At 37.0% G+C, this 20,741-nt stretch carries 20 protein-coding genes and 1 tRNA gene; 20 read left to right on the forward strand and 1 reads right to left on the reverse strand.

Annotated features, from left to right (window positions below):
* Positions 1-89 precede the first annotated feature (89 nt).
* Both H6W52_RS15880 and H6W52_RS15885 read left to right on the forward strand, forming a co-directional pair.
* On the forward strand, positions 90-956 hold the full coding sequence (locus H6W52_RS15880) for an SPFH domain-containing protein (protein ID WP_116099237.1): 867 nt from the start codon (positions 90-92) through the stop codon (positions 954-956).
* Positions 957-1,142: 186 nt separating this feature from the next.
* Complete coding sequence (locus H6W52_RS15885) at positions 1,143-1,331, forward strand: Arc family DNA binding domain-containing protein (RefSeq protein WP_076390291.1); 189 nt, start codon at positions 1,143-1,145, stop codon at positions 1,329-1,331.
* An 81-nt stretch (positions 1,332-1,412) separates the two neighbouring features.
* On the opposite strand, the gene H6W52_RS15890 is transcribed toward H6W52_RS15885, so the two are convergent.
* Positions 1,413-1,613 (reverse strand): hypothetical protein, encoded by a 201-nt coding sequence (locus H6W52_RS15890; RefSeq protein WP_116099236.1) that lies wholly within the window; start codon positions 1,611-1,613, stop codon positions 1,413-1,415.
* A gap of 135 nt (positions 1,614-1,748) precedes the next feature.
* On the opposite strand from H6W52_RS15890, the gene H6W52_RS15895 reads away from it, so the two are divergent.
* The 18 genes from H6W52_RS15895 (at position 1,749) to hisG (ending at position 20,740) form a co-directional block, all read left to right on the forward strand.
* Positions 1,749-3,299, forward strand: a complete 1,551-nt coding sequence (locus tag H6W52_RS15895; protein WP_116099235.1) for an aldehyde dehydrogenase family protein — start codon at positions 1,749-1,751, stop codon at positions 3,297-3,299.
* A 93-nt stretch (positions 3,300-3,392) separates the two neighbouring features.
* Positions 3,393-4,718, forward strand: coding sequence for an L-lysine 6-transaminase (gene lat / locus H6W52_RS15900; RefSeq protein ID WP_116099234.1), 1,326 nt, complete (start codon positions 3,393-3,395; stop codon positions 4,716-4,718).
* A gap of 62 nt (positions 4,719-4,780) precedes the next feature.
* Positions 4,781-5,008 carry a DUF2007 domain-containing protein gene (locus H6W52_RS15905; protein ID WP_116099233.1) on the forward strand — a complete coding sequence of 76 codons (228 nt, stop codon included), beginning with the start codon at positions 4,781-4,783 and terminating at the stop codon, positions 5,006-5,008.
* Positions 5,009-5,217: 209 nt separating this feature from the next.
* Entirely contained in the window at positions 5,218-5,487 is a 270-nt protein-coding gene (locus H6W52_RS15910; RefSeq protein WP_076390286.1) for a SemiSWEET family sugar transporter, read from the forward strand.
* Between the two features lie 29 nt (positions 5,488-5,516).
* Positions 5,517-6,029 carry a GNAT family N-acetyltransferase gene (locus H6W52_RS15915; RefSeq protein ID WP_116099232.1) on the forward strand — a complete coding sequence of 171 codons (513 nt, stop codon included), beginning with the start codon at positions 5,517-5,519 and terminating at the stop codon, positions 6,027-6,029.
* A gap of 123 nt (positions 6,030-6,152) precedes the next feature.
* A complete protein-coding gene (locus H6W52_RS15920; RefSeq protein ID WP_228457591.1) occupies positions 6,153-6,599 on the forward strand; it encodes a transcriptional regulator in 447 nt (148 codons plus the stop codon).
* Positions 6,600-6,601: 2 nt separating this feature from the next.
* Complete coding sequence (locus H6W52_RS15925; RefSeq protein WP_116099230.1) at positions 6,602-7,786, forward strand: efflux RND transporter periplasmic adaptor subunit; 1,185 nt, start codon at positions 6,602-6,604, stop codon at positions 7,784-7,786.
* Complete coding sequence (locus H6W52_RS15930) at positions 7,786-10,932, forward strand: efflux RND transporter permease subunit (RefSeq protein WP_116099229.1); 3,147 nt, start codon at positions 7,786-7,788, stop codon at positions 10,930-10,932. The genes H6W52_RS15925 and H6W52_RS15930 overlap by 1 nt, the downstream gene beginning before the upstream one ends.
* Before the next feature lie 89 nt (positions 10,933-11,021).
* Positions 11,022-12,437, forward strand: a complete 1,416-nt coding sequence (locus H6W52_RS15935) for a TolC family protein (RefSeq protein WP_116099228.1) — start codon at positions 11,022-11,024, stop codon at positions 12,435-12,437.
* Between the two features lie 200 nt (positions 12,438-12,637).
* Positions 12,638-12,711 (forward strand) — tRNA-Ala (locus H6W52_RS15940).
* Positions 12,712-12,738: 27 nt separating this feature from the next.
* Positions 12,739-13,116: a hypothetical protein gene (locus H6W52_RS15945; protein ID WP_076390280.1), complete on the forward strand. Its 378-nt coding sequence runs from the start codon at positions 12,739-12,741 to the stop codon at positions 13,114-13,116.
* A gap of 403 nt (positions 13,117-13,519) precedes the next feature.
* The gene (locus H6W52_RS15950; protein WP_076390551.1) at positions 13,520-14,086 is read left to right on the forward strand and encodes a C40 family peptidase; all 567 of its coding nucleotides are present in this window, start codon (positions 13,520-13,522) and stop codon (positions 14,084-14,086) included.
* Between the two features lie 737 nt (positions 14,087-14,823).
* Positions 14,824-15,636, forward strand: coding sequence for a 2,3,4,5-tetrahydropyridine-2,6-dicarboxylate N-succinyltransferase (locus H6W52_RS15955; RefSeq protein WP_076390279.1), 813 nt, complete (start codon positions 14,824-14,826; stop codon positions 15,634-15,636).
* A 30-nt stretch (positions 15,637-15,666) separates the two neighbouring features.
* The gene (locus H6W52_RS15960) at positions 15,667-16,836 is read left to right on the forward strand and encodes a glycosyltransferase family 87 protein (protein ID WP_185216813.1); all 1,170 of its coding nucleotides are present in this window, start codon (positions 15,667-15,669) and stop codon (positions 16,834-16,836) included.
* 2 nt (positions 16,837-16,838) lie between these two features.
* Positions 16,839-17,768, forward strand: coding sequence for a glycosyltransferase family 2 protein (locus tag H6W52_RS15965; protein WP_116099227.1), 930 nt, complete (start codon positions 16,839-16,841; stop codon positions 17,766-17,768).
* A complete protein-coding gene (locus H6W52_RS15970) occupies positions 17,769-18,545 on the forward strand; it encodes a polysaccharide deacetylase family protein (protein ID WP_116099226.1) in 777 nt (258 codons plus the stop codon).
* Positions 18,542-19,636: a glycosyltransferase family 4 protein gene (locus H6W52_RS15975; protein ID WP_116099225.1), complete on the forward strand. Its 1,095-nt coding sequence runs from the start codon at positions 18,542-18,544 to the stop codon at positions 19,634-19,636. Before H6W52_RS15970 ends, H6W52_RS15975 begins: the two co-directional genes overlap by 4 nt.
* A 246-nt stretch (positions 19,637-19,882) precedes the next feature.
* Entirely contained in the window at positions 19,883-20,740 is an 858-nt protein-coding gene (gene hisG, locus H6W52_RS15980) for an ATP phosphoribosyltransferase (protein WP_116099224.1), read from the forward strand.
* Position 20,741: the final 1 nt, after the last annotated feature.

Genomic DNA, 20,741 nt, shown 5'->3' on the forward strand with positions numbered 1-20,741 from the left:
AAAAGAAATTTTAAAATAAAAGATTTTTCATGTAAAAAAAAGTTATATCTTTATGATATCAAAATAGTATCAAATTAAAATTTAATATCATGGAAAAAATCTTAAAACCAATGTCGGGATACCTTACTTTGGTCATTTGTCTTGGATTGTTTGCCGTTTCCGTTTATTTATTTGCAATCGGTGTCGATAACAGTGTTACGCTTGTCGTTTTATCATTATTGTCATTTATTCTGTTTTGCTTTTTTATGAAAGGGTTAATGATTATTCAGCCGAATCATTCCAGAGTGCTGAACTTTTTCGGAAAATATGTCGGAACCGTAAAAGACAATGGTTTGTTTTTTATCAATCCCTTATATTCCTCACAGAAAATCAGTCTCCGTTCAGAAAACCTTCAGGGACAAACTCTGAAAGTAAATGATAAGATGGGTAACCCGATTGAAATTGCGGTAGTAATTGTCTGGAAAGTGGGAGATACCTACAAAGCCGCTTTTGATGTGGAAAAATATTCAGATTTTGTAAAGATGCAGAGTGAAGCTGCGGTACGTCATTTGGCGATGAGTTTTCCTTACGACAATTTAGAAGACGATCATGCGCCGATTACTTTAAGAGAAGGCGGTGAAAAGATCAACGCTATTCTGGAACAGGAACTTACCGAAAGACTTTCAAAGGCAGGAATTACCATTCAGGAAGCAAGAATTTCACATTTGGCTTACGCGTCAGAAATTGCAGGAGCAATGCTGCAGAGACAGCAGGCAACAGCAATTGTAGCGGCAAGAACAAAGATCGTGGAAGGTGCTGTAGGAATGGTAGATTTAGCCCTGAAAAAGCTTTCGGAAGAAAATATTGTAGAACTGGATGACGAAAGAAAAGCCGCAATGGTAAGCAATTTAATGGTGGTTCTTTGCGGTGAAAAAGCGGCACAACCAATTTTAAATGCCGGAACTTTGTATAATTAAAGATTTGCAATGTATTTTGTCATTTCGACGAAGGAGAAATCTTTTTATGATTGTCTGTAATTTGTCATAATTAGAAAACCTTTGAGTTCTTCGCTGAGTGAAACGCCTTTGCGAACGAAAAATATTCACAATAATTAAAAGAAATCTTTGCGCCATTTGCGTTGAAAACAAAAAGAATTAACAAAAATGAAATCAGAAAAAGCTCAGAATCCTTCCGAAAATAAAGGCAAAAAATCTTTTGTTTTAAGGATTGATGAGTCTACATTTAAGCTTCTGGAAAAATGGGCAAATGACGAATTCCGGAGTGTAAACGGACAGATTGAGTATTTGCTGCATCAGAGCCTGATTAATTCAGGAAGGAAAAAGAAAGAATAAAATATCGTCATTCCGAATGACCTTGAATCAAAAACAAAAGCTGAGAAATTTCTCAGCTTTTTGTATCTATATATCAATTAATTAATCAAAAATTCCGGTAATATAATCGGAGATCACCGTCCAGAAATTCTTTCCCAGAAAATAAATCAGCGTAGAGGTAATAATTCCTTTTACGGTAAAAAATATAATTCCGCCAATCCCGAATTTCTTTACCAGACTTTTCCATCTGGAGGATTTTTTTTCCTCTGTGGCAGGTTCGTTATTAATCTTATTATTTTTCATTCCTGAAATAAAATGATTCCTATACAAAGATAACTATGTTTATAATTAGTCCAAATAAAAAACATGTTAAAAAATTAAAATTTTGCGATTCGCATAATATTTCTATCTTTAGAGGAAACGAAAAGTAAAATTTTTATGTCTAAAAAAGTAAAGGATTTTGGGATCGAAAAAACACTCAAAAATCTAGGAATTAAGGATGAAAATAAGGGAACTTCAGTAGGCGGAAAATACTTTGCATCAGGGAAAACCATCGAAAGTTACTCTCCTGTAGACGGAAATCTGATTGCTAAAGTAAAGACTTCCGGAGAATCTGATTATGACAAGGTAATTGAGACGGCTGAAAAAGCTTTTAAAGAGTTCAGACTGATTCCGGCTCCTAAAAGAGGGGAAATTGTAAGACAGTTAGGTCAGAAATTAAGACAGTACAAAGACGATTTGGGGAAACTGGTTTCCTATGAAATGGGAAAATCCCTGCAGGAAGGTCTTGGAGAAGTTCAGGAAATGATTGATATCTGCGATTTTGCAGTAGGAGTTTCAAGACAGCTTCACGGGTACACAATGCACTCGGAAAGACCGGGGCACAGAATGTACGAGCAGTATCATCCATTGGGAATTGTAGGGATCATTACCGCATTCAACTTTCCGGTAGCAGTTTGGGCATGGAACACAGCTTTAGCATGGATCTGCGGTAACGTTACGATCTGGAAACCGTCAGAAAAAACACCGCTTTGCGCGATTGCCTGCCAAAACATCATGAACGAAGTGTTAAAAGAGAATAATCTTTCCGAAGGTATTTCCAGCGTATTGGTTGCAGATCATGAAATCGGACAGAAATTAGTGGATGACAAGAGAGTCGCTTTAGTTTCTTTTACCGGTTCTACAAGAGTGGGAAGAATAGTTTCCGCAAATGTTGCGCAAAGATTCGGGAAATCAATCCTTGAATTAGGTGGAAACAATGCCATTATTATTTCTAAAGATGCAGATATTGATATGTCGATCATCGGAGCAGTTTTCGGAGCTGTAGGAACGGCAGGACAGAGATGTACTTCCACAAGAAGACTGATTATCCACGAAAGTGTTTATGATGAAGTAAAGAACAGACTGGTAAAAGCGTACGGACAACTGAAAATCGGAAATCCTTTGGATGAAACGAATCATGTGGGACCGCTTATTGATACCGATGCTGTGAATATGTACGAAGAAGCCATCAAAAAAGGCAAAAAAGAAGGCGCAAAATTCATCGTGGAAGGTGAAGTTCTGAAAGGAAAAGGATATGAATCCGGTTGTTACGTAAAACCATGTATCGCTGAAGTAAAGAATTCTTACGAAATCGTTCAGCACGAAACTTTCGCACCTATTTTATATTTAATTAAATACAAAACTTTAGAAGAAGCAATTGCTATTCAGAATGATGTTCCTCAAGGATTGTCGTCTGCAATCATGACGCAGAACTTAAGAGAGGCAGAATTATTCCTTTCTCATGCAGGTTCAGACTGTGGAATTGCCAATGTAAACATCGGAACTTCAGGTGCGGAAATCGGCGGAGCTTTCGGTGGAGAAAAAGAAACCGGAGGCGGAAGAGAATCCGGATCAGATGTTTGGAAGTATTACATGAGAAGACAGACCAACACCATCAATTATACCACAAACTTACCTTTAGCACAGGGAATTAAGTTTGACCTTTAAAAACTAACATCATGAGTTTAAAAATTTGGAAACAGATTTTTAAGTCTCAAATTATTATTAAATTTTAATCACCCCTAAGATTTTTATTTAAAAATGGAACAGACAATTGAAATAAAAGCAAATAAAGTAAAAGAAACCGTTGGAAGACACGTTTTGGCAGATGGTTTCGATTTCGTGATGGATATTGAAAAATCCCACGGTTCATGGCTGTACGATAAACTTACAGACAGAGAATATTTAGATATGTTTTCCATGTTTGCTTCGGCATCCATCGGTTACAATCATCCCTATATCGTTGAGAAATCGGCATGGCTGGGAAAAATGGCAGTCAACAAACCCACTTTGGCAGATGTATATTCTGAAGAATATGCGCATTTCTTAGAAGTTTTTGAAAGAGTGGTAATTCCTGAAGAACTGCAGTATGCTTTCTTTATTGAAGGCGGAACTTTAGGAGTAGAAAATGCCCTGAAAGCGTGTTTCGACTGGAAAACGCGTAAAAATTTTGAAAAAGGTCTTAATCTGGAAGCGGGAATCTGTATCCATTTCAAACAGGCATTCCACGGAAGAAGCGGGTATACGTTAAGTTTAACCAACACTTCAGATCCAAGAAAATATCAGTATTTCCCGATGTTCGACTGGCCAAGGATCCTAAATCCTAAACTTACTTTCCCGATCACGGAAGAGAATTTGGAAGAAACCATTAAAAATGAAAGACTGGCTTTATTAAATATCGAAGAAGCGATTTTAATGAATCCGGATAAAGTGGCGTGTATCATCATCGAGCCGATTCAGGCTGAAGGCGGAGACAACCATTTCAGAGACGAATTTTTAATGGGATTGAGAAAAATCTGCGATCAGCATGACATTCTTTTAATTTTTGATGAAGTTCAGACCGGTATCGGAATTACGGGAAAAATGTGGGCATTTGAACATTTTACAGCAAAACCGGATATTATTTCTTTCGGTAAAAAAGCACAGGTTTGCGGAGTTTTAGCCAATAAAGAAAAATTTGATGAAGTTCCGAACAATGTTTTCAGAGAAAGCTCAAGAATCAATTCCACTTTCGGTGGTAACTTTATCGATATGCTTCGTTTCCAGTTGGTAATGGAAGTTATTGAAAAGGAAAATCTTGTGGAAAATGCAAGAGTGGTAGGAGAATATTTGCTGAACGGATTAATCGGTCTTGCAGAAAAATATCCTGAAAAACTATCCAATGCAAGAGGAAGAGGACTGATGTGCGCCATCGATCTTCCGACTTCTGAACAGAGAAATGCATTAAGAGACGAGCTTTGGAACGACGGAATGATTATCCTTTCATGTGGAGATCAGTCACTTCGCTTCAGACCGCATCTGAACGTTACGAAAGAAGAAATTCAGATCGCTTTAGATAAAATCGAAAATAATATTCATAAAATTTAAAAGCTGAAATTTGTGATTTTCAAAAAAACGTTATATATTTAGATACTCAAACGAGATAGAATATGGAAAGAAGTACAAGAGTATCAGTTTTTGAAAGTGACAAACCTGCAGAAATCCAATTGATAAAGTCTAAACTGGATGATGCGCAGATTCAAAATTCAGTAGAAAACAATTACCTTACTTTTACAACCACGCCTACGGCGACATCGCTGAAAGTAATGGTGAAACTTGAAGATGAGAAAAAAGCATTCGAAATTATCGATGCATATCTTCAGCAAAGTGAAAATTAACAAAAACAATTTCATAATTTTAAATTTTACTACTTCGAACCGAAAATTAATATCATTAGTTTTCGGTTTTTTATTTATCTGATAATCATACATTTGCATGAGATAATTAGCATAAATAACTGTCATATTTTAACAAAACAAGTATGGTTTAACGTTTAATCTTTGTTTTATTTTTATTATATTTAAGTTATAATTCAAAAAATACTAATATGATAGAGCAGATAATTGGTTATTCGGGAGCATTAATTTCATCCATTTCTTTTTTACCGCAGGTAATCAAATTGTGGAAGACAAAATCCGGAAAAGACCTTTCAATGGTCACTTTATCATTTCTTACTTTAAACGCTTTGCTTTGGGCTGTTTACGGAATGATGAAGGATGCAAAACCTCTTTGGATTACAAACGTTTTAATGTTAATTATGCTGATTGTGATGATATTTTTAAAAATAAAATACAGAAATAATAAAGCTGATTCTTAATAAACAAACTTAAAATCAATAGAATAAACGTGGCACAGGAAATTAAGCTGAGAAAAGCAGAAATTGAAGACAGAGATATAATCTGGAATATTCTGCAACAGGCAATCGAAAGAAGAAGAAAGGACGGAAGTATACAATGGCAGGAAGGTTACCCGAATTTGGGAACCGTGGAAAGCGATATTGCAAAAGGTTTCGGATATGTAATGATGGCAGATGGGGAAATTTCTGTTTACGTTGCTTTAATCCTGAATGATGAACCCGCATACAGCACCATTGAAGGAGCCTGGCTAAGTAACGGAGAATTCGTCGTGGTACACAGAGTTGCTGTTGATGAAAAATTTGCAGGACAGGGAATGGTAAAAATTCTTTTCGACCACATTGAAGAATTCACCAGATCTCATGGAATTCAGAGCATTAAGGTTGATACCAACTATGATAATATTCCGATGCTGAAGATCTTAGAAAGCAAAGGTTACAGCTACTGCGGTGAAGTATTTCTCGCAGGAGGTGTAAGAAAAGCCTTTGAGAAGATTATTTTTTAGCCCAAAAGTTAAATCCGTTTTCATTGAAATTTTAAAAAACCTGATATTTATAAACTCTATCAGGTTTGTTCGTTTAGTTCAGAACTAATTTCTATTTTTGTTTCAAATTTATATACAATGCATATGAGTATAGAAATTGATGAAAAAATTTTTCAGAATGCCGTAAAGTTCTACGGAACCATTTTCAGCCTTCCTCCTTTAGCTTCAAAGATTTATGCCTACCTTTTATTCGATTATGATAAAGTGGGCATTACTTTTGATGAGTTTGTGGAAGTGCTTTCCGCGAGCAAAAGTTCAGTCTCCACAAGTATTTCTTTACTGCTGAACGCAGAGCTCATCGTAGATCACAACAAAATGGACGAGAGGAAACGGTATTTTTTCATCAATGATGGTTATAAGAAGATAAGATTTGAAAAAATAGTTCAAAAAATGCAAGACGAATTACAACTACTGGATGATTTAGACAATTTTAAAAAAAATCATGACGATTACAATGAAAAGATGGAAGCTTACAAAGCTCTTTTAAACAGGAACATTAAAAATATTCAGGAATCTCTTAATAAACTATAAAAATGAATAATAAGCTAGTTATACTTTCTGTTGCAGCTCTCTCTTTAGTGGCTTGCAAAAAAGAAGCTCCGAAGCAGGACGGTCCGAAACCGTATCCTGTGGTAAAGGTGGAGGCGAAAAATATAGTGGGCTATCAGACTTTTCCGGCTACCATTCAGGGGAAGGTTAATAACGATGTCCGTGCTAAAATTCAGGGATATATCACACAGGTTTTGGTAGATGAAGGGCAGTATGTAACCAAAGGACAGCCGCTTTTCCGTTTGGAAACCAATATTCTGAACGAAAATGCGGCGGCTTCAAAAGCAGGAATCAGCGCTGCAGAATCCAATATTGCGGCAGCGCAGGCTGCTGTTGCGGCGGCAAATGTTGAAGTGAACAAACTTAAACCGCTGGTTCAGAAAAATATCATCAGCAATGTACAGTTACAGACCGCGCAGGCAAATTTAGCACAGGCTCAGGCGCAGCTAAAACAGGCACAGGCTGCAAAAAGTCAGGCAGTTGCCAATTATAAAGGAGTAGAAGCCAATATCGAATATTCTGTTATTCGTGCGCCTATTTCCGGAGTTATCGGAAAGCTTCCTTTAAAAGTGGGAAGTTTGGTAGGTCCTTCAGACCAGATTCCTTTAACCACCATTTCAGATACTTCTCAGATTTACGCCTATTTTTCAATGAACGAAAAAGAATATTTTGATTTCCTTGAAAAATCTCCGGGTGCATCTATGCCTGAAAAAATAAAAAACCTTCCGATGGTGGAATTACAGCTTGCCAACGGAAGTCTTTATCCTGAAAAAGGAAGAATTGAAGCTATTACTGGACAGATCGATCCAACAACTGGAACCATCCAGTTCAGAGTTGCGTTTACCAATGCGCAGAAACTTTTAAGCAACGGAAACAGCGGAACCATAAGATTCCCTCAACGTTACGACAATGTTCTGGTAGTTCCGGAAAGTGCAACTTACGAACAACAGGGAATTGTTTACGTATATAAAGTGGATAAAGACACTGCGAAAAATGTGGTGATTAATGTGATCGACAGAATCGACAATATGGCATTGATAAAATCCGGAGTTAACAAAGGGGAAACCGTAATTGCAGCAGGAATCGGAGGTCTGAAACCGGGAACTGCCGTGATAAAGAAACCTGTGAAAATGGATAGTCTTGTTCAATCTATAAAACCGAAATTCTAATGATTAAAAATTTTATCAACAGACCGGTTTTATCTACCGTAATCTCAATTTTAATTGTGATTCTCGGTGTTTTAGGACTGATCTCGTTACCCGTAACGCAGTATCCTGATATTGCGCCGCCGACGGTAAGTGTATCGGCAAACTACACCGGAGCGAACGCAGAAACCGTAATGAAAAGTGTGGTTGTTCCTCTGGAAGAACAGATCAACGGGGTGGAAGGAATGGATTATATTACTTCATCTGCCGGAAATGATGGTTCTGCACAGATTCAGGTATTTTTTAAGCAGGGAATTGATCCGGACATTGCGGCGGTAAACGTACAAAACCGTGTCGCAAGAGCAACTCCTTTACTTCCAAGTGAAGTAACGCGTTCCGGAGTTGTTACCCAGAAACAGCAGACAAGTGCTTTGATGTATATGTCTTTCTATTCTGAAAATAAAGATCTGGATGATGTATATCTTCAGAACTTTTTGAACATCAATGTTATTCCGAATTTAAAAAGGATTAACGGAGTAGGAGATGCCAATGTTTTCGGAGGTAAAAACTACTCGATGAGAATCTGGCTGGATCCTGCTAAAATGGCAGCTTACGGATTAACACCTACCGATGTTACCAATGCCATCAATGAGCAGAGTAGAGAAGCTGCCGCAGGTTCTATCGGACAAAACAGCGGAAGTTCTTTCGAATATATTATTAAGTATGTAGGTAAATTTAACGATAAGGAACAGTACGATAATATCATCATTAAATCTTTAGCAGACGGACAAAATTTAATGTTAAAAGATGTTGCCAAAGTAGAACTGGCAGGACAGTCTTACACCGGAATCGGGGAAAACGGAAATAATCCTTCCATCAGTATGGGGATTTTCCAGACACCGGGTTCCAATGCGCAGGAAATTATTAAAAATATCAAGTCTTACCTGAAATCGGCAGAAGGAAGTTTTCCGCAGGGAATTAAATATACATTCAACTTTGATACGAACGAATTCCTTGATGCATCTATTGAAAAGGTAGTGCATACCTTAATTGAAGCCTTCATCTTGGTTTTCATCGTGGTATATATTTTCTTACAGGATTTCAGATCTACCTTAATTCCGGCAATTGCGGTTCCGGTTTCTATTGTGGGAGCCTTTTTCTTCCTGAATTTATTCGGATATTCATTAAACCTGTTAACGTTGTTCGCTTTGGTTCTTGCCATCGGTATTGTTGTGGATGATGCAATTGTCGTCGTCGAAGCCGTTCATGCCAAAATGGAACACGGTATTTCGGATGCGAAAAAAGCAACCGTGGAAGCAATGGACGAAATTACAGGAGCTATTATTTCAATTACTTTGGTAATGGCATCTGTATTTATTCCGGTAACATTCATTACAGGTCCTACCGGAGTTTTTTATCAGCAGTTCGGGATTACTCTTATTGTAGCGATCATAATTTCTGCGATCAATGCATTGACGTTGAGTCCGGTTTTATGTTCATTATTCTTAAAACCTCACGATGCGCACCATAAAGAATATAAGAATTTAAATTTCATTCAGAAGTTTTTCTATAAATTCAATATTGCTTTTAAAACAACAACAGAGCGTTACGGAAGAGGATTCATCTTCTTATTGAGACATAAATGGGTTACGCTGATTATTTTTGCCGTAACAGGCGGAATTTTATACTGGGCGAGTTCTACCATGAAAAAAGGTTTCGTACCTACGGAAGACCGCGGAATTATCTTTACCGATGTTCAGCTTCCTCCGGGAGCGTCTATGGAAAGAACGTACAATGCATTGAAGACGCTTCAGGCAAACGCTTTAAAAGTTCCGGGAGTACAAAACGTTACAATTTCCACTGGTAGAGGATTCTTATCCGGAAACGGAAGCAACAACGGTTTGGCTTTCATTAAATTAAAACCTTTTGAAGAACGTAAAAAAGACGGGCAGACTTCTGAAGATATTACGAAAAGACTATTCGGGATTTCAGGAAAAGTTCCGGATGCAAAAGTGGTTTTCTTCCAGCCGCCGAGTGTGCCCGGTTTTGGTAGCAGTGCCGGTTTTGAAATGGTGCTTTTAGACAAATCAGGAGGAGAATATGCAGATTTAGATACAAAAACCAATGAATTTATCGGGAAACTGATCGAAAGACCGGAAATCGATTTTGCCCAGACTTCATTCAATACAAAATATCCTCAGTATGAAATGAAGATCAATGTTCCTTTGGCTAAACAGTTGGGAGTTTCTGTAAGTGACATCTTAGCAACGATGCAGGGATACATCGGAGGAGTTTATACTGCCGATTTTACAAAATACGGAAAACAGTTCAGGGTAATGGTTCAGGCTCTTCCTGAAAACAGACAGAATATTGAAAACCTCAATGAACTGTATGTAAAAACAGGTTCCGGAGCCATGTCGCCGATTTCACAGTTTGTAACGCTTACCAAAGCTTACGGACCACAGTCGGTGAGCCGTTATAACCTCTTTACTTCAGTGAAAATTACAGGAGCAAACTCTGCGGGATTCAGTTCCGGAGATGCCATTTCAGCAGTGCAGCAGGTAGCGAAAGAAACCCTGAACCAGAATTATGATGTAGAATTTACAGGGCTTTCAAGAGAGGAGTTAAATTCAGGATCTCAGACAGTTTTGATCTTTGGATTGAGTTTGATTTTCGTTTATTTCATTCTTTCTGCACAGTATGAAAGTTATATTCTTCCTTTAATTGTAGTGATTTCTCTTCCTCTTGGAGTAATGGGAGCTTATTTCGGACAGAAAATCATGGGCTTGGAAAATAACATTTATTTCCAGATTGCCCTGATTATGTTGGTCGGTTTATTAGCAAAGAATGCGATTTTAATTGTGGAATTTGCCGTTCAGAGAAGACATCACGGTGAAACCATCGTTATGTCGGCAATTAATGCGGCTAAAGCGAGATTAAGACCGATTCTGATGACTTCATTTGCCTTCATCTTCGGTTTATTGCCATTGGTTTTGGCAAGCGGAATCGGGGCGGTAGGAAACAGATCCATCGCAACAGGAGCCGCAATCGGTTTGTTGATAGGAACTATTTTAGGACTTTTCGTGATCCCTGTTTTATATGTCATTTTTGAATATTTACAGGAGAAAGTAAAACCTATCAAACCAAAAGAAATCAATTTAGCAGAATAAAATTAAGTGAGTTCGGGGTTTTTGATGTAAAGTTTAAATAATAACTAAAAACTGAAAAGCCCTGATCTTTAAACCTTAAACTTCAAATAATGAAGAGTATTTTAAACATCATAAAAGGAATAACATTTTCAGTCGCTGTTCTTGCCGCCGTATCATCTTGTATGGCGAGGAAAGAATACCAGAGACCGGATAATGTGGTAGACGAAAAACTCTACCGTACAGATATGCTTCCTACAGACAGCACCAATATCGCGAATGTTTCCTGGAAAGAAATTTTCACAGATCCTGTTCTTCAGGGACACATTACAAAGGCTTTGGAAAATAATCTGGACATCAGAATTGCTTTACAGAGTATTTCTTCAGCAGAATCTTATTTAAAACAGAGCAAGGCAGCGTATGAGCCAACCTTATCAATAGGACCGAATTACACATTCCAGACCCAGTCTATCAATACCCAGTTTGGGCAAATTATCGGAGAAAGACGATATGTAAATCAGTTCGATATTACGGCAAGTCTTGGTTGGGAAGCCGATATTTGGGGAAAACTCAGAGCACAGGAAAAAGCGCAGTTAGCAACATATTTAGGGACTGTGGAAGCTCACAAAGCTGTAAAAACAGACCTTATTGCTTCTGTGGCTTCATCATATTATCAGTTGCTTACCTATGATGCTCAGAAAAGAATCATCACAGAAACCATTAAAGTACGTGAGCAGAATTTAGAGACGACAAAAGCTTTAAAGACGGCGGGAACTTTAACGGAAGTTGCAGTGCAGCAGAGTGAAGCTTTGGTGTACAACGCAAAATCTTTGTTGATTGATATTGATACACAGATTCAGTTGCTGGAAAACACCATGAGTCTTCTGATGGGAGAGCCATCTCATACCATTGAACGTTCATCTTTGGAAAATCAGAACGTTCCGATTGATCTTAAATTAGGATATCCTGTACAACTGTTATCCAACAGACCGGATGTGAAAAGAGCAGAATATAATCTAATTAATGCTTTTGAGCTGACAAATTCTGCAAAAGCACAGTTTTATCCGACTTTAAAATTAACAGGAAGCGGAGGGGTTCAGTCGGTGGATATCGATCATCTTTTCAGCGTCAATTCTTTATTTGCGAACGTTGTTGCAGGTCTTGCGCAGCCGTTGCTGAACAAAAGAGCCATCAGAACCAATTACGAGGTAAGCCTTGCCAATCAGGAAACCGCTTATCTGAATTTCCGAAAAGCCATTCTTACCGCAGGAAAAGAAGTTTCTGATGCCATAAGAGTGTATTCCGTTCAGGATCAGTACATCGATTTAAAACAGAAAGAACTGGTGAATTATAAAAATTCCGTAAACTATTCTCAGGAATTAGTAAACTACGGAATGGCAAATTATCTTGAGGTACTGAATGCCAGTGTTAATTCTTTAAATGCAGAATTGAATATTGCCAATGCACAGTACAGTAAAATGAAAGCCGGAATAGAGCTTTATCAGGCTCTCGGCGGCGGTTGGAAATAAATTCTGACAATAAAAGTAAAAAGAAAAGCGCATACGGATTTATTTCTGTATGCGTTTTTTATTTGGTCTTAAAAAAATCATTTCTGCTAAAATATTTACAGATATTTCCATCAGTTTTTAAAGAAAATGTAATAAAATGTTTGTATATGTGGTTTAAATACTTACTTTTGTACGGCTTCGGAATTTTGAAGAAAACGAGAGGGGGATTAGCTCATCTGGCTAGAGCGTTAGACTGGCAGTCTAAAGGTGGTGGGTTCGAGTCCCATATCCTCCACAAAAATTGTTTAACTACTTGTAAACTATGAAGAAAATATTTTTACTTTTATTAACAGCTTTCTTATTCGTTGGTTGTGGCAAAGATGAAGATACAATTTATGATTTCATCGGAACCTGGGCGGGAACGTACGAAGGAACCGAAAAAGGCGACTGGAATGTAGTGGTAGCTACCGACGGAAAAGTAACCGGAACATTACATTCTGATCAAACAACAGAAAACTATTATATTTCAGGACATCTTAGCGAATCCGGAGATCTTGTTGCAACGATCGGTTTTCCTGAAGATGGCGAATTCAGAGGAACTTTCACAAGAGAAGACAAAAAAGCTACGGGAACATGGTCTAATGCAGTTCCTACGCCTACAAGAGCCGGAACCTGGAAAGGTGCTAAAACTTCAAAATAAAAAGATTTTTACATACAATATAATAAAGCTATCCTTCCGGGATGGCTTTTTTTTAAGTTTTTAAGCAGCGGGTATATGATGAAGACTTTATTGGATTTATTTAAACTATTTCAAAAGTCTGCAAATAGAAAAAATATTTAATTTTTTAACTTATGTGCTCTTTTTTTTCAATTAGACTTAAAAAACTAAAGTGTTTAAATCTTTTGTAGTAATAAAGTTTAACATCTAATGTCTAAAAAATCAACATACAATTTTAAAAAGAAAACTTCGCATTCTTTGAGTTTAAAAAAATAATATCATTCAAATGAACAGTCTTAAAATTTTTGTGGTATTTCTTACTTAAGCTCTGCGAAAGCATAATTTTATTATATTTGTATAGATTGTAAAAATTCAGGGAAATATGATGAATAGATTTTTAGGCAAAAAAAAGTTTGTTAAAAACATATTTATTGTATCACTGTTTTCCGTATTTATCATTTCCTGCGGAAGTTCAAAAAACGTTGTAAAAAAAACTCCGGTTACCAAAACCGTTGCCAAATCTGAAAACCTCAGAAAACTTGATTCCAGATTTGACGGTAAAATTTCAAAATCCATCAACGAGCTCCTGAAAGACGCAGAAAAATATTTGGGTGCGCCTTATAAATTCGGCGGAAATACTTCTTCAGGTTTCGACTGTTCCGGATTTACCGTAAAAGTTTTTGAGGAAAATGACTTCAAACTTCCGAGAAGATCCGCAGATCAGGCAGAAGCCGGATCTCAGATTGACATCAAAGATGTAAAGCCGGGAGATCTTCTGTTTTTCGCAACAGCAGGAGGGAGCAGAGTTTCGCACGTCGGGATCGTTCATGATATCGGAAGTGACGGAGAAGTAAAATTTATTCACGCTTCCACATCAAAAGGCGTTATTATTTCTTCCTTAAATGAAACCTACTGGAACAAAGCCTATCTTCACGCGCAGAGAGTTCTGTAATTTAAGTTGTTTAGCTGTTTTGTAAATAAAGGAATTTCAATACCTTCTGATAATCAAAATATTACAACCTTTTTTATGTTGCCTTAATAAACAAAAAGGCATTGTATAACTTAAAAACATAAGATTTTTAAAGTAAAAGAGTTTTGATCCATTAGGAGCAGAATCTGTGTAGAAATAGTAATAAAAAAACCATCAATCCGTAGGATTGATATCTTTAATGCGACAATGTTCTAAAGATAAGCGTTTCATATTATCTGATATATCAATAGAAATGGGCTTTAGCCCATTTTAAATAATTAAGAATACAATTGGCTTTAGCCAAAACATATCATAAATTTCCGCTTTAGCCGGTTTTGATTTACTTAAATCGTATGTGGCTTATACAATTACATTAAAACATTGTTTAAAGCATCCGGAATATTAAAATCATGAAGTTGTTTAAACTAATTTTAAATTTAACCTTAAAGGATACAAAAGACTTTATTGGATTTATTTAAAATATTTCAAAAGTCTGCAAAGAGAAAAAATCTTTGATTTTTTAAAACTTAGGTGCACTTTTTTTTCCATTTAAATATAAACTGAACTTAAGAAACTAAAGTGTTTAAATCTTTTGCTTCTTTTGCGGTAAAAAAGTTTAAACAAGTTTCGTTCTAAACAAAATACTTTCAAAAGGTTTTGCTGATCTTTTTTGTATCTTTGGCAGCGTATAATTTTTCAATTTAAATTAAATAATAAACATGTCGTTACAACAAACTATTGAAAATATCTGGGAAAACAGAGAACTATTGCAGAATGAAGACAGCCAGAAGGCGATTAGAGAGGTGATTTCTTTGGTGGATAAAGGAGAGCTTCGTACCGCAGAACCTACAGAAAACGGATGGCAGGTAAACGAGTGGGTGAAGAAAGCAGTAGTAATGTACTTCCCGATTCAGAAAATGGAAACGATTGAAGTCGGTCCGTTCGAATTTCATGATAAAATGCCTTTGAAGAGAAACTACGCTGAAAAAGGAGTGAGAGTTGTTCCGCATGCAATCGCAAGAGAAGGAGCTTACATCGCGCCGGGAGTTATTATGATGCCGTCTTATGTAAACATCGGTGCTTACGTTGATTCCGGAACCATGGTGGATACATGGGCAACGGTTGGAAGCTGCGCGCAGATCGGTAAAAACGTTCATCTGAGTGGTGGTGTTGGTATCGGTGGTGTTTTAGAACCGCTTCAGGCTGCTCCGGTAATTATCGAGGACGATTGTTTCGTAGGATCAAGATGCATCGTTGTAGAAGGAGTTCATGTTGAAAAAGAAGCTGTTTTGGGAGCTAATGTGGTTTTAACGGCATCTACAAAAATTATTGATGTAACAGGTGAAACTCCGGTTGAGATCAAAGGAAGAGTTCCTGCGAGATCAGTAGTTATTCCGGGAAGTTATACTAAAACTTTTCCTGCAGGAGAATATCAGGTTCCATGTGCATTGATTATTGGAAAAAGAAAGGAATCTACAGACAAAAAAACGTCTTTAAATGATGCGTTGAGAGAGAATAATGTTGCTGTTTAAGATGAATATTTTAAACTAAAACCTCACATCTTGAAAGAAAAAATTCTTAAAATATTGCTAAACCCTAAATACATATTTGGGGTTTATCTTATTATAGCTGTTGCAACGGCGTTATCCAAATATTTCAGAGGACCACAGGCGATTAACAATTATCTGATCTTCAAAAATGTTTTTGTAAATACCATCGAGCAGAAAAATCTCTACTTGCAATATCCCGAAAGATACTTAGATGCCAATCATTATGGAATACTTTTCAGTATTCTGATTGCTCCTTTTGCTTTGATTCCCGATTGGCTTGGAATTTCATTATGGAACGTTGCCAACGCAGCCATTTTCCTGTTTGCCATTTACAAACTTCCGTTTTCAGACGCTAAAAAAGCACTTTTTTCACTGCTTTGCCTTCAGGAATATATTACAGCGGCGGTAAGTCTTCAGTTCAATATTGCTTTGGTAGGATTGCTTATGCTGTCTGCCATTTTTATTTATGAAAAAAAAGAAGTACAGTCTGCTACAGCCATTTTAGTCGGAGTATTTGTAAAACTGTACGGAATTTTGGGACTTTCGCAGTTTTTCTTCATCAAAAACAAGCTGAAATTTATTCTGTCCGGAATTGCAGTTGCGGCTTTATTTTTTATATTACCGATGGCAATTTCCAGCCCGCAGTTCGTTGTACAGAGCTATACGGACTGGTTCCATTCTTTGGCTGAAAAAAACGGACTCAACCAAAGTCTGGATTCTTATCAGGACATTTCTTTAATGGGATTTGTAAGAAGAATTTTGCAGGATGCTTCAATCTCCAATCTTACTTTTATGGCTTTCGGAGCGCCCTTATTCTTTTTGCCGTATGTGAGGATTAATCAATATAAGAATTATGCTTATCAATTGATGATTCTTGCCTCAACACTTCTTTTTTTAGTATTGTTCAGTTCAGGATCAGAATCTCCCACCTACATTATTGCAGTAGCGGGAGTGATGATCTGGTTTTTCCTTCAGAAAAAAAGAACACCGCTTGTTTATGCCATGCTCATTTTCGTAATTGTTCTCACCTGTTTTTCGCCATCAGACTTATTTCCGAAATTTATAAAACAGAATTATATCGTTAAATATTCTCTAAAAGCTTTACCTTGCATCGTTGTCTGGTTCAGGATCATTTATGAACTGGTAACAAAAGACTTCGAAAAAGACTACAGCCTGAACTGATTATGAAAAAAATTTCAATTGTAATTCCTGCGCATAACGAAGAAGGAAACGTGGCTTTGGTTCATCAGAAAATTAAAGAAGTTTTTGATGGACTGGATGATTACGGCTTTGAAATTATTTTCGTGAACGACGGAAGCCGCGACAAAACCCAGCAGAAACTTGAAGAACTTTCCGCAAAATATGACGAAGTAAAATTCATTGAATTTTCACGTAATTTCGGACATCAACCCGCCGTAAAAGCAGGAATGGACAACGCTTTCGGAAATGCAGTCATTTCAATGGACGGCGATCTGCAGCATCCTCCCGAAATGATTCCGGAAATGATTAAAAAGTGGGAAGAAGGCTACGACATTGTTTTTACGATTCGAACCTATCCTAAGCAGATTTCCTATTTCAAAAGAAAAACGTCCGACTTTTTTTATAAAATCCTGTCGAGTTTGTCCGATGTTAATTTAACAAAAGGAGGCGGTTCAGATTTCAGACTGATGGATGCGAATGCCGTGGAAGTGATGAGAACTTTCAACGAGGATGACCTCTTTTTACGGGGTTTAACAAGCTGGATGGGCTTTAAACAGACCGGAATCGAATTTACAGCCAATGAAAGACTTTCAGGCGAAAGCAGCTATAACCTCAAGAAAATGATCACTTTTGCATTTACAGGGATTACGGCATTCAGTGTAAAACCATTGTATATTGCAGCCTATTTAGGATTCCTTTTTTCCGCATTTTCAATTGTCGGATACGGTTTGTATGTCATTTATTCCTTCGTGGCAAAAACCGAAATTTCAGGTTGGGCTTCATTAATTATGACCATCGTATTTTTTGGCGGTCTGCAACTGATTATTTTAGGAATTATGGGAATTTATTTAGGCAAAATTTTCAAACAGGTAAAAGAAAGACCCAATTATATCATCAAAAATAAAAATTTTTAAATGGTTTTATTAAGTTTTGACATCGAGGAATTTGATATGCCATTGGAATACAAAGGAGAAATTTCCTTTGAACAGCAAATCTCAATTTCACAGAAAGGCGTCGAAAGAATTTTAGATATTCTCAAAAAACACCATGCAAAAGCAACGTTCTTTTCAACCGTAGTTTTTGCAGAAAACAGCAAAGAACTCATCAGAAGACTGTTAAATGAAGGTCACGAATTGGCTTCTCACACATGGTTTCATTCAGATTTTGAAGAAAAACACCTTAAAGAATCCAAAGAAAGACTCGAAGAACTGTTTTCAACGCAGGTTACAGGACTCAGAATGCCCAGAATGATGCCTGTAAGCAAAAATGCCGTTGAGAACGCGGGATATTCTTACAATTCCTCCATCAATCCCACCTATCTTCCCGGAAGATATAATAATTTAAAAATATCGAGAACTTATTTTAACGAAGGAAATGTGGTGCAGATTCCGGCTTCCGTTTCACCCAATTTCAGAATCCCGTTGTTTTGGCTGAGTTTTCACAATTTTCCCTTGTTTTTCTACAAAAAACTGGCTTCCGACGTTTTGAAAAAAGACAAATATCTCAACATCTACTTTCATCCGTGGGAATTTGCCGAAATAAAAGATGAAGCCTTTAAATTACCCGGTTTTACCGTGAAAAATTCAGGAATAGAGATGGTAAAAAGGTTCGATGAATTTCTTACATGGTTAAAAAGTAAAAATTATTCATTCGGAACAATTCAGGAATTTCAAAAACAAATACAGCCATGAAGATAGCATTTGATGCCAAAAGATTTTTTCACAACACCTCCGGTTTAGGGAATTATTCCCGCGATCTTGTTAGAATTTTAGCACAGTATTTCCCTGAAAACGAATACATTCTGCTCAACAAAAACAAATCGGAAAGAGGATCTGATATTTTAGAAAACTCCAACGTTCATTTTGTGGAAACTTCCAAAGGAAAAATGTCCCGACAGTTTAAAATGGGGAAGGATGCCCAAAAACAGAACGCCGATATTTTTCATGGATTATCCGGCGAATTGCCTTTGAAATGGGATAAAAAACCCATCAAAAAAATTGTCACCATTCACGACCTTATTTTTGAAAGATATCCGCAATATTATTCCTTTTTCGACCGTAAAATTCACTTCTGGAAATTCAGGAAAGCCGCAAATTCTGCCGATAAAATCATTGCCATTTCAGAACAGACCAAGCGCGATATTATCCAGTTTTTAAAAGTTCCCGAATCGAAGATCGAAGTCATTTATCAGGGATGTCATAAAGCGTTTAAAGAACAGCAATCCGAAGAATTCATTCAGAAAACCAAAGAAAAATACAGTCTTCCGGAAAAATTCATTCTCAATGTCGGAACCATCGAAGAACGTAAAAATCTTCTCAATGTGGTAAAAGCTTTGAAAGACACGAATATTCCACTTGTGGTTGTCGGCAAAAAAACAAAATACTTCAGGAAAGTAGAACAGTTTGTTCAGCAGCATAAAATCAGCGTACAGTTTCTCGAAGGAGTTTCCATGGATGAACTCGCTGCAATCTACAAACTTGCCGATATCTTCGTTTATCCAAGCTTTTTCGAAGGTTTCGGAATTCCCGTCATCGAAGCATTATTTTCGAAAACAGTAGTTATTACAAGCAATACAAGCTGTCTTCCCGAAGCGGGCGGACCCGATTCCGTCTATGTAGATCCGGAAAATCATCTCGATATTCAGTCTAAAATTAAATTTTTATGGGACAATGAATCCGAACGTAAACGCCGTGCTGATAAAGGTTTTCACTTCGTTCAGCAGTTCAATGACGAACCGATTGCCAATAACCTGATGAATCTTTACCGAAAAATTATTTCGTAAATTTTTTGGCAGTTTAAAAATAAGTCCTAAATTTGTACCACAATTTTCAACAATGAAACCGAATTTTTTAACAGTACATCATTATCATCATCATCTCTGCTAAGACGGAATTGATTGATATGTACTTATGTTAAAAATCAAAATAATTAAAACCGTCTGAGTAAACAGGCGGTTTTTTGTTTCTAAATTCATCCCGGGCAATTTATTTCCAAACCATCTTTTTACTCAGGCACAACAAAAAGTGAAATGAGTAAATTAAAAATAGCCATACAGAAAAGCGGTCGCCTTTACGAAGAATCTCTTCAGCTCTTAAAAGACTGCGGTATTTTCGTTAACAACGGAAAAGATCAGTTAAAAGTTTCCGTAGAAAATTTTCCGATGGAAATCATGTATCTCAGAAACTCGGATATTCCTCAGTATCTGGAAGACGGAGTGGTGGATATTGCCATTGTGGGAGAAAATCTTCTGGTGGAAAAACAGAAAAAAATTGAAATCGTTCAGCCTTTAGGATTTTCAAAATGCAGGGTTTCTCTGGCAGTTCCGAAAGAAATTGAAACCGATGACATCGCCTATTTTCAGGGGAAAAAAATAGCCACTTCTTATCCGAATACCCTGAAAAACTTTTTGGATAAAAACAATATTTCAGCAGATATTCACATCATTTCAGGCTCTGTAGAAATCGCTCCGAACATTGGACTTGCCGACGGAATCTGCGATATTGTAAGCTCAGGAAGCACCCTCTTCAAAAACGGATTAAGAGAAACCGTTACCATTCTTACTTCTGAAGCCGTTCTGGCAAAAACATTCAGACTGGATGAAGAAAAAACCAGAATTCTTGAAAAATTTCTCTTCAGAATTAAAGCCGTTCTTAAAGCAAAAAATTCAAAATATATTCTCATGAATGTTCCGAACGACAAGATCGGAGAAGTTTCAAAAGCGCTTCCTGTGCTAAAAAGTCCGACGGTGATTCCGTTGGCGGAAGAAGGGTGGAGCAGTATCCATTCCGTGATAGACGAAGCGCGTTTCTGGGAAGTGATTGATGAACTGAAAGACAAAGGAGCGCAGGATATTTTAATAATTCCAATCGATAAAATGGTGATTTAAT

The sequence above is a fragment of the Chryseobacterium sp. C2(2020) genome (assembly GCF_014218915.1).
GTDB classification, from domain to species: Bacteria; Bacteroidota; Bacteroidia; order Flavobacteriales; family Weeksellaceae; genus Chryseobacterium; species Chryseobacterium mucoviscidosis.